The following is a 10043-nucleotide window of genomic DNA, read 5'->3' on the forward strand; positions in this document are numbered from 1 at the left end:
CGCTCGCGTCCTCCACCATCGGCTGGTTGGGTTCGGTGGCGAAATAGCCCGGCGCGATCGCGTTGACGGTCACGCCTTCGCGCCCGAGGTCCGCTGCCATGGCGCGCGTCAGCGCATCGAGCCCGCCCTTGGTGGCGGGATAAAGCACATCGTTGGCGCGCGCCACCTGCCCGGCAATGGAGCTGACGTTGACAATGCGCCCGTAGCCGCCGCGCCGCATCAGTTGCGCAGCGAGCCGGCACAGGGCGTAGGGCGCGACCAGATTGGTCTCCAGCATCTCGCGCAGGTCCGCGGCGTCGAGATGCGCCATATCGCTGCGCTTGCGCGCGCCGGCGTTGTTGACCAGGATGTCGAGGCGGCCATGCGCGGCGCCGACGCGGGCAAAGGCGGCGCCAACCGCGGCTTCGTCGGTGATGTCGAGCACCAGCGGCTCGGCGCTGCCGCCGTCATGGGCGAGCTGGGCGGCGGCGGCGTGCACGCGTTCGGCGTTGCGCGCGGCAACGATCACGTGCGCGCCGGCTTGCGCCAGGCCGGCGGCAATCGCCAGGCCCAGGCCTTGCGCGCCACCCGTGACCAGCGCCACGCGGCCTTGCAGGGAGAAAGGTGAGATAGCCATGCGGCGACTATACCGCAGGCCAGCCACGCTGGCGTCACGCGGGCGCCAGACCCGCGGCGCAACGGATCAGCTTGCCGTCGGCCATGCGCAGGGCGACACCGCTGCGCAGAACGGCAGGCTGAGTGAAACAGGCAGGTGGCAGGAGAAGAGACTCGCTGGGCGCGCATGCGCGCTGGCAGCCGTCAGGCTGCCAGCAGCAAGGGAACGCCCGAACGCCACGCCCCGGCTTTGCCTGCCCCGTGTTCAGGGAAAGGCGGGGACGGCCGGATCCAGACCGGCGAAGCGGGCTTCCGGATGGGCGGCCTGCAGCAGCGCTTCGATTTCCTCGACGCGGCCGCGCGGCACATCCACCATCAGCAGGAGCTTGCCTTCCTCGATGTCCTTCTCGAAGGCCTTGTGCCGGCTGTTGGGCGCGGAGCAGCCGATCATGCTGGAAGCCCAGGCGCCGAACGCCGCCCCGAGCACGGCCAGCACGCCGACCAGGCCCCATTGCGGGGTGTCGCTGACGATGGGGAACATGGCCACCAGCGCCCCGGCAATGATGCCGATGCCGCCGCCCACCATCAGCCCCATCTCGGCGGCATGCACGATGTCGGAAGTCTGGAACAGGTTGGCTTCATGCAGGCCGGTCATATCGGCGCCATCGCGCGCGATGAAGTGGATACGACTGTTCTCGACGCGAGCCAGCAGCAGATCGTCCATGGTGCGGCGGGCGCTCGCCAGATCGGGTAACAACCAGAAGATGCGTTTGCGCATGACTCTCTCCTCGCTTCAGGCCACTTCAGGCTATTTCGGGCCATCCCGGCAGCGGTGTGCATGCGGAGTCGCCTTCACGCAGTCATGGCGGGCACGCCAGCGGAGGTGCATCCGTATCCGCCCAGGGGACGGGATTCTTCATTTGTACGCCAGTCGCGTGGCGAGCGCAAGGCGGCATCCGCGACATGCCGGCCGTGCGTCACCTCGCGCCCATTCGCGTACGCCACCGGCCTCAGAAAGTGATCGGCAGGCGCACGGTCACCGTCAGATTGGGCGTATCGGCCGTGAGCCCGGCACCGACCGATACGTTCAGCGTGTAACGGCTGTTGAAGCGGTACGAATAGCCCACCAGCAAGGTGCCCTGGGTGACGCGCACCGAGCCGGGTACGGTCTGCCCGTTCTGCTTGGTCGGCCAGATGATGCTCTGGTCGTAGCCGATGCTGAACGAGGCATGCTCGTTGAGCGACAGGCCGATACCGATATTGAAACCGAAGATATCGCCCGGCGCGATCTTGCCCAGGAACTCCTGCTGTCCATTCAGCACGGTACGGCTGACGTTGTCCCGCGCGAAGTTGTGCAAGTAGCTGAAGGTGCCGAAGAACACCGCCGGATCGGTCGGCAGCAGCCATGTGATGCCGGGCTGGACTGCCTGGAAGCCGGTGCCGGTGGGCAGCCCGAGCGGCAGGCCGGTGCCGGTGGTATTGCCCACGCAGCGCGTCACGCAATCGGTCACCACGTCGAAGGGGCTCTTGCCGGTGGCGGACTTGTAGCGCAGCCAGCCGATGAAGTACGGCATCTTTTCATTGCCGTAGTTGATCTGGTAGCGCAGCGTCGCTTCCACGTCGCCCAGGCCCCTGCCACTGGCATTGAATACGTTGTCGACCGCGGTGCCGGTGAAGACTTCCCGGCTGATGGTCGAGCCGGAGCTCTCCACGTAAGGCACCTTGGCCTCGATCTCCAGGCGCTTGGTGAGGCCGTAGCGCAGCGCGACGGCTTCGATATAGGTGGAAGTCTTGACCTCGCGCACGTCGATCAGGCCGATCAGCAGTGCCGGAATGATCGTGTAGCCAACCAGCGCGACCCGGTTGTTGGACGAATAGCCGTACTGGAAACTCGGCTCCACCACCAGCTTGCCCTTGGGCGTGAGCACGCCGGGCTGATCGAAGATGGGCGCGACCGCCGGTGGGGTGGTCTCGGCCTCGGGTGGCTTGCCCACTGGCTGCTCGTCGCCGGCAAGCGCCATTTGCGCGTTGTCGCCAGCCTGCTGTGCGTTGGCGTTGGCGTTGGCGTTGGCGTTGGCGTTGGCGGCATCGGGCAAGCCTTGCGCGCCTGACGCGCCCGCGGTGGCGGCCGCGGCATTGGTGGCGGTGTCGCCGGGCGTCACCCCGGTGCCCGGAGCGCGTTGTCCGCCGCGCTTCCTGTCCAGCACGTCGTTGCCCAGCACGCTGCGCAACTCGCGGATGGTGGCCTCCTGCCGCGCCATCGAACGCTTCATCTCCTCCAGCGCGGCGGCCTGTTCGGACACCTCTCGCCTGAGCGCATCCAGCTTTGCCGAGGTTGGTCCTTCGTCAGGCGGGGTCTGGGCATGCGCCAGTCCGCCAAGCAACAGCAATGTCGAACACCCGGCCTGCCGGATGCCGCGCAGCGACCCGTTTTTCATTTCGCCTTCCTCCCCCGGACGGGCGGACTACTACGTGCAGGAGTCCGCAACCTGCCAAACGCATACAGCCCCTCTCTTTGCGCGTGCTGCCTGCCGCTTGCTCTCAGTGCTGACTGGCGGCATGCAGCAATGCGTTGTTCAATGTCGAGTTGGCCACCTGGGCGCGGAATGCCTGCAGGGTATTGACCCCCGCGTTGATGGTCACCAGGCTCTGGATCGACTGATTGTTCAGCGTGTTCTGGATAATCGTGGCCGGTGTGGCGGCCAGCATGCCGGCCGCAGCGGTATTGCCCGGCCCGTTCTGAATCAGGTTAAGTACGCCATTGGTCGTCACCGCGGCAGCACCCGCCGCGATTGCCGCGGCAGGCAGGCTGATCATCGGCGCACCCGGGCCGCCGGCCACACTGGCGCTGGCCCCCGAACTACTGCTACTGCTACCGCTGCTTCCGCCGCCGTTGCTCCCGGTCACCGGATTGGCGGCCAGCGCATTGCTCACGGCCGTGCCCGCCGCCGCCCCGGCGGTGGCGGCAACACCCAGCGCCGCAGCCAGCCGGGTGGCCTGATCGGCGGTGATGCGGCTTACGTCAGGAATACTAAGGCTGGTTGACACCACCAGCGCACCGTTGATGAACACGGCGCGTTCGATACCGAACGAAACTTGCAGGCCGGCGACGTCGAAACCGCCGCGCAGGTCTTCCAGGCGCGCCTCGGCGACCGGCTTCCAGCTCGCCATGCGGCTGCGCGCGGCAGGCATGCGCGACTCGCCGGCTGCCGCCCGGGCTGCGGATGGACCTGCCTGCGCGGACGCATCGATGACGTCAGGCTCCTGGCGGCCAGCCGCGGCAAACCCGCCGCGCAACGCGGCCAGCCGCTCCGGTTCCACTGGCGTCCATGGCGCCGCCGTGCCCTGCGCCGCGAGCTGGCTGCGTTTGTCAGGTACCGCGACGTCAGCGACATCAGCGTCATCGGCGTCGGCGAGCGCTGCCGCGCTGGCGGCACCTGTCTTTGCCCGGGGCGCCTCTTCCCCTTGTTGCGATGCCGGTGTCCAGCCGGCCATGCTGCCGAGCGCCGCAGCCAGGTAGGGATTGTCGAGTGCCGCCTGCCTTGCGGGCGGCATTGCGAAGCTGGAGGCATCGGCCGCAGCGTGCGTGCCGAGCGCCTCGAACCCCGTGCCTTCGTCTGCCCGCGCGTGTCCGGCGCAGGCAAGGCCCGCGCCCAGCAACACCACGGCCGTGGCCGATCCGGCGCGACCGTGGTGGCGTTGCGCGGATTTTGAGGATGTCTGGAACATGGTGCGTTCCTTAGAAGTCGCTACCGCCGTGCGATGGCACGACAGTGAAGAACAGACTATCCCGGTTGATACCCATCGAATAAGGACCGGAAGGCGCAACGCGCCAGTCGGCGGCGAGATTGAAGCGAGCGGATTCCTCGCGGTTGTGAATGACAAAGAGCAGGTGGCTGTCCCAGATGGCTTCGAAGTGTTCGCGCGAAATCGCACGCGTGCCCAAGGCCGGATCGCCAATCAGCACCCGGTTCGCATGCACCCCCTTGACCACGACAAAATGGTGATAGCCGTTCTCGACCACCAGCACGATGGCGGGAATCTGGGTTTCCTCCAGCTTGGACAAGGGCAATTCGTAGCCGTCGGCGAGGAAGCCGCGCGACTCCAGGAAGCGCTTCATGTCGAGCAAGGAAAAACCTTCCTGCCGGATCTTGGCCTGGTCGCCATTGACATACATGTTCTTGAATACGATCTGCTCATCGACCGGATAGCCGTACTGATAGGTCAGCAGCGTGGCCACCGCGGCCGAGCCGCAACTGAAGTCATACTGCTGGCGGATGGTGGTTTTGTACCGTGCCTCCTTGAGGCTGGTCACCCGCACGTTGTAATAGTTGCCGCCATCGCCGGGCACGACGACGTAGTCGGCCCACGCCACGGGCATGCCGGCCGAAGCCAGCAGCAGCGTGGCCTGCAGAAGCAGCTTGCGCAGCATCATGGTTTGAACTGGACGTTGATGATGGTGGCGTTCTGGATCAGCACGTTGGAGCCCGTGTTCTGGATGACGGTGGGCAAACCAGCCGCGCTGGCGAAAGAGCCGTCGGAAACGATGTTGGAGCCCGTGCGCATATTGATCGCGGAGTTGTCCGCCACCGTGCCGGCAAGGCGCATGTCGTTGACCACCAGTTCGGAGCCGCCGCGTATCACGTCCAGTTTGTCGCTGGCAACGGGCGTGCCGAGACCGGCAAGGACACCGCGCCGGGCAGCACCAGCGGGAGCCTGGTCCGGCGCCGCCGCGCTGGTGTTCATGGCGGTTCCGGTGTTGGCCGCAGACACTGCGGCAGATGGCCCGGAGGGCGGGGGCTCGGCAAGGGCCTGCAGGCCCGGCCAGGCTAGAACTATTGTCGACAATGCCGCTACAGCGGTGCGGACCGATCGCATGGTGTTGTCTCCTTCAGCCTCTTGCGTGCCGTCCCCATCCTGACGATCACACCGAAGACGAGTGGACGCATTCGCCGAATGGCATCCCGGAAGCGCAAGCCGCACCGGGATGCCCGAAGTTGCCGGCGTCAAGCCGTGCCGGCGGCAGGTGCATGCGGGCCATCCACCCGCGACGCACACCGCCGCCGCGCACGCGCCTTACTTGCCGACCGCCAGGTTGGCCTGGACGTTGACGCTTTGTTGCACCAGCGAAGAGAAGCCGCTGTTCTGGTTGGCGATCATGATGCCCGCCGCCGACTGGCCGACGCTGGCCATGGCGTTGTGCATATCGAAGGTGCCTGCACTGACACTGTTGACGCCGCCGGCGCCGCCGGCTCCACCCACTGCGCCATTGCCGGTACCACCGGTGCCGCCCATGCCTACGCCGCCAGCGCCACCGGCGCCGGAAGTCGCGCCAACCGCGCCGTTGCCGGCCGTTGCGCTGCCATTGCTGGCCATGCTGGAGGCGCCGCCATTGCTGGCGCTGCCACCTGCGCCGCCTGCGCCGCCCACGCTAGCCTGGGCACCGCCGGCACCGCCCACAGCACCTGCAGCGCCGGCCGTGGACGTGGCCGCGCCGCCGGTACCTGCACCGCCTGCGCCACCCGTGCCGCTGGAGCCGCCGCCGCTCGCCGTGGCCGCGCCAGAGCCACTGCTGCCGCCGGCACCACCCGCAGCACCTGCAGCGCCGCCGGTCCCGGTGACCGAACCGCCACCGCCGTTGCCGCCGTTGCCGGCATTGTGCTTGGCAAGGCTGCTGCCGCCGACGCCGAGGCTGGCTGCAAGCGCGTCGCCGCCATCAGCCGAGCCCTTGCCGCCACTGCCGCCCTTGCCGGTGAGCGCCGCACCGAGCGCATCGCCGCCGCTGCTCTTGGCAGAGCCGCCCTTGCCGCCCACGCCAACGCTGGCGCTGAGCGAGTCGCCGCCCGAGGCCTTGGCGTTGCCGCCGTCGCCGCCCCAGCCAATGGCCTTGCCGCCATTGCCGCCATCGCCGGCCGTGGCGCTGCCGTTCTTGGCGAAGCCCGCCTTAGCGCTGCCGTTGGTAGCCGAGCCGCCAGCACCGCCGCTGCCGCCGTTGCCGCTGCTGGCGCCATTGCCGCCGTAGCCGCCTTCGCCAGTGCCGCCGTTACCGGTGCCGCCCTTGCCGCCGGAGCCGCCATTGGCATTGCCCCAGTTGGTGGCGACATTGCCAATATTGCCGATCGTATTGCCGCTCACCGTCCCGGAGAGCTTGCTGACCGCGATGGCCTTGCTGCTATTGAAGGAGTTGGTGAAGTTGGCGGTGGCCGTGCTGCCGTTGTTCGCGCCGGCGTTGCCATAGCCTGCGTCGAAAGTGACCTTGCCCTTGTTGTCGGTATTGGTCTTGGTGGTGGTGGTGACCTTGGTGCTCGTGCTGGTCTTGCTGTGGGTGCTAGAGTTGGTGTTGGTCTGCTGCCATGCCGTGGAATTCTCGTTCGCCGCTGCACCACTGCCCGATTGGGTCGAGGTTGCGGTGGCCGTCTGGGTATTGGTGTTATCCGACTTGGTCGGATCGTTGGTGTTGGTCGGATTGGCCCAGACCTGACTGCCCGCCCCAAGGGCTAAAGCAATCGCCGACGCAAGTAAGGTCTTTTTCATACAAAGCTCCCAGGAGGATTTCACAGCGGCTCAGCCTCTTGCCGGCGCTCGGGGAGAACGACGGCAGGAGACCCAGGTCAGGCACACAGCCAGACCAGCCTCTCTTTCCGCATAATCGGTGCCAGGCAAGTGCTCCAATCCCGGAATCCCTTGAAATGCAAGGGCTGCAAGGCCACGACTTCAGCCTTTATCCAGCTTGTGGACGACACGCGCGGACGTCAGCGCAGTGAACCGCAGACGACATGTCACACCGCTGTGACAGGGCGGGGCACGGTATATGGCGGGCAGTTCTCCGGAGCCGACAAAACTCCCCCTGCTATCAGGCTCTTAGCGCGATTCCCGAGGAAAACGCGGCCGGCAAGCGCTGTATCGCGCGTGAAACACGGCTGCCGGCTGGTGCTCTGGCCGCCGCTCGCCGCGGCCTCGCCTGTCGGGACGGGATGCTGCATGCCATACGGGGAACGCGTCGCGCATGCATGGAGGAGGCGAACATTTGGCAGGACGATTGCGCTGCCCGCTGCATATGCGACGCGGGAATGCAACGGCCAAGGCTGGCGCGGCGGCCGAGTGAGCCACAAAGAACGACATGACTAGGCTCTATGTCTGATTTAAAGTACATTAAAGCTATTCAAGACTTGTTACCCAAACGCAAGGGAAACCATGAGTGAAGCCGTCGTTCCCCTGTATCACCAGATTTACGTGGTACTACGCCAACAGATCGTGGAGGGCCGGTTCGGCCAGGGCCCGCTGCCAGGCGAAATCGACCTCGCAAAGCAATTCCACGCGTCGCGCGTCACCATGCGGCGCGTCTTCGATCGCCTGGTCCAGGAAGGGCTGGTGCGCCGTCACCGCGGCCTGGGCACCTTTGTCAATCCACACCCGGTAAAACCGGTTTCGGTAGGCGACCGGCCTGGCAGCCTGCTCGACAACATCATCGACATGGGGCAGAAAACCTCGGTCAAGGTGATCTCGATCGACGACGTCCACGCCACGCCGGAAGTGGCCGAAGCGCTTGGGCTGCAACCGGGCGACCCGGTGGTCAAGGTGGTGCGGGTACGCCATTACGGCAGCCGCCCGCTGTCGCATATCACCGCCTACCTGCCGGCCGACCTCGGCCGCGGACTGAGCCGCAAGGATCTCGAGACCACGCCAATGCTGCGCCTGCTCCAGAACGCGGGCGTGCAGCTGGGGCGCGCCAGCCAGACGCTGTCGGCACGGCTGGCCGACGTGGTGGTGGCGCCTTTGCTCGACGTACCGGTGGGCGGGGCGCTGCTGGCGGTGCGCCGCGTGGTGCTGGACAAGGCCGGGCGTCCCGTGCAGTTCCTGCTGGGGCAGTACCGGCCCGACCGCTACGAGTACCGGATGGAGCTATCCCCGGCGGGTGGCGACAGCGCCAATGTCTGGGTGGAAAGCGAAGCACGGACCGGGCTGCGAGACTAGCAAAAGCGGGCGAAAGCGCGCCATACTGCACGCTCTCGATTTTTCCCGAAAGGAAACCGCGATGCCTGTACAAAGCACGGTCCGGCCCAGCGCCGGACCTTTCGCCCGGCCCGCGCGCCGCCGTGCCCTGCGGGGCCTGCTCGGCGCCGCCGCCGGCCTTGCGCTGCTAGGCCAGTCGCCCATGGCGCTGGCCCAGATCGCTGGCGGCAAACCCATCCGCATCGTGGTGGGCGCGCCGGCCGGCGGCACCACGGATACGCTGGCACGCACCATCGGCCAGGAAATGGCACGCCTGCTCGACCAGACCGTGGTAGTGGAGAACCGCCCGGGCGCCGGCGGCAATATTGCGGCCGACCTCGTCGCCAAGAGCGCGCCGGACGGCACCACGCTGCTGATGAGTTTCACCAGCCACACCATCAACGCCACGCTGTACAAGAAGCTGCCTTTCGACCCGATCCAGGATTTCACCCCGATCACGCTGGTGGCCACCGTCCCGAGCGTGCTGGTGGCCAACCCTGGCCTGCCGGCCAACAACATCCCGGAACTGATCCAGTTGGCCAGGAGCAAGCCCGGCAAGCTGAATTTCGCGGTCGGCTCGGTGGGTTCGTCAGTGCATCTCGCCGGCGACATGTTCAAGATGATGACCGGCACCTACATCGTCAACATTCCCTACAAGGGCACCGCGCCGGCCATCACCGACCTGCTCTCGGGCCACGTCGAGCTGATGTTCGCCAGCACCATCAACGTCCTGCCGCACGTCAAGGCCGGCAAGCTCAAGGTGCTGGGCGTCGCCAGCGCGGCACCGCTGCCACAGTTCCCCGGCGTCGCGCCGATCGGCGCTACCGTCAAGGGCTTCGAGTCCAGCGCATGGTTCGGGCTGTTCGGTCCGGCCGGGTTACCGCCGGAGACCGCGCAGGCGCTCTACCAGGCTGCGCGCGCCGGTCTTGACACGCCGGCGGTGCGCAAGCGCCTGGAGACGGACGGGGCCCAGCCGGTCGGCAATTCGCCGGAAGCCTTCGCCGCCTTCGTGCGCAACGACGTAAAGCGCTGGGCCAGGGTCGTCAAGTACTCGGGAGCCAGTCCCGAATGAAGCCGCTTGCCGGGCCTGCCCACACTCCCGCCACCCTCGCGCAAAAGCTGGTCGCCCGCGCCGCGGGGCTCGATGCGGTCAAGCCCGGCACGGTGGTGACATGCCGGGTCGACCTGGCCATGTCGCACGATTCCAGCGGACCGCGCCGCGTGGCGCCGCTGCTGCGCGAACTGGGCGCCAAGGTGTGGGATCCCGAACGCTATGTGGTGGTCACCGATCACTACCTGCCCGCGGCCGATCCCGAGGCCCAGGCCATCGTGCAGTTCACCCGCGACTGGGTGCGCGAGGCGCGCCTGCCCCATTTCATCGATGGCGAAGGCATCTGCCACGTGGTACTGCCCGAGCACGGCCACGTGCTGCCGGGGCGCTTTATCGTCGGCGGCGA

9 protein-coding genes and 1 pseudogene are annotated in these 10043 nt (G+C 67.1%); 3 read left to right on the forward strand and 7 right to left on the reverse strand.

Annotation, left to right across the window (positions count from 1 at the left end):
* From P3W85_RS16375 to P3W85_RS16405, 7 genes are all read right to left on the reverse strand, one after another.
* The coding region (locus P3W85_RS16375) for an SDR family oxidoreductase (RefSeq protein WP_276265548.1) at nucleotides 1–616 on the reverse strand (616 nt) is incomplete at its 3' end.
* Nucleotides 617–859: 243 nt separating this feature from the next.
* Nucleotides 860–1372, reverse strand: coding sequence for a hypothetical protein (locus P3W85_RS16380; protein WP_017230696.1), 513 nt, complete (start codon nucleotides 1370–1372; stop codon nucleotides 860–862).
* Between the two features lie 232 nt (nucleotides 1373–1604).
* Complete coding sequence (locus P3W85_RS16385) at nucleotides 1605–3032, reverse strand: acetate kinase (protein WP_276265549.1); 1428 nt, start codon at nucleotides 3030–3032, stop codon at nucleotides 1605–1607.
* 103 nt (nucleotides 3033–3135) lie between these two features.
* A complete protein-coding gene (locus tag P3W85_RS16390; protein WP_276265550.1) occupies nucleotides 3136–4323 on the reverse strand; it encodes a hypothetical protein in 1188 nt (395 codons plus the stop codon).
* A gap of 10 nt (nucleotides 4324–4333) precedes the next feature.
* Nucleotides 4334–5029, reverse strand: coding sequence for a C39 family peptidase (locus tag P3W85_RS16395; RefSeq protein WP_035810055.1), 696 nt, complete (start codon nucleotides 5027–5029; stop codon nucleotides 4334–4336).
* Nucleotides 5026–5472, reverse strand: a complete 447-nt coding sequence (locus tag P3W85_RS16400) for a hypothetical protein (protein ID WP_035810053.1) — start codon at nucleotides 5470–5472, stop codon at nucleotides 5026–5028. Before P3W85_RS16400 ends, P3W85_RS16395 begins: the two co-directional genes overlap by 4 nt.
* Nucleotides 5473–5670: 198 nt before the next feature.
* Nucleotides 5671–7128, reverse strand: a complete 1458-nt coding sequence (locus tag P3W85_RS16405) for a hypothetical protein (protein WP_276265551.1) — start codon at nucleotides 7126–7128, stop codon at nucleotides 5671–5673.
* 660 nt (nucleotides 7129–7788) lie between these two features.
* On the opposite strand from P3W85_RS16405, the gene P3W85_RS16410 reads away from it, so the two are divergent.
* The 3 genes and pseudogenes from P3W85_RS16410 to P3W85_RS16420 all read left to right on the forward strand — a co-directional run.
* Nucleotides 7789–8568, forward strand: a complete 780-nt coding sequence (locus P3W85_RS16410) for a GntR family transcriptional regulator (RefSeq protein WP_017224892.1) — start codon at nucleotides 7789–7791, stop codon at nucleotides 8566–8568.
* Between the two features lie 61 nt (nucleotides 8569–8629).
* Nucleotides 8630–9658: a tripartite tricarboxylate transporter substrate binding protein gene (locus tag P3W85_RS16415; protein ID WP_276265552.1), complete on the forward strand. Its 1029-nt coding sequence runs from the start codon at nucleotides 8630–8632 to the stop codon at nucleotides 9656–9658.
* Nucleotides 9655–10043, forward strand: a pseudogene (locus P3W85_RS16420) (3-isopropylmalate dehydratase); the annotation flags it as partial. The gene P3W85_RS16415 and the pseudogene P3W85_RS16420, both read left to right, overlap by 4 nt.

The sequence above is a fragment of the Cupriavidus basilensis genome, from assembly GCF_029335485.1.
Taxonomy (GTDB): domain Bacteria; phylum Pseudomonadota; class Gammaproteobacteria; order Burkholderiales; family Burkholderiaceae; genus Cupriavidus; species Cupriavidus basilensis_E.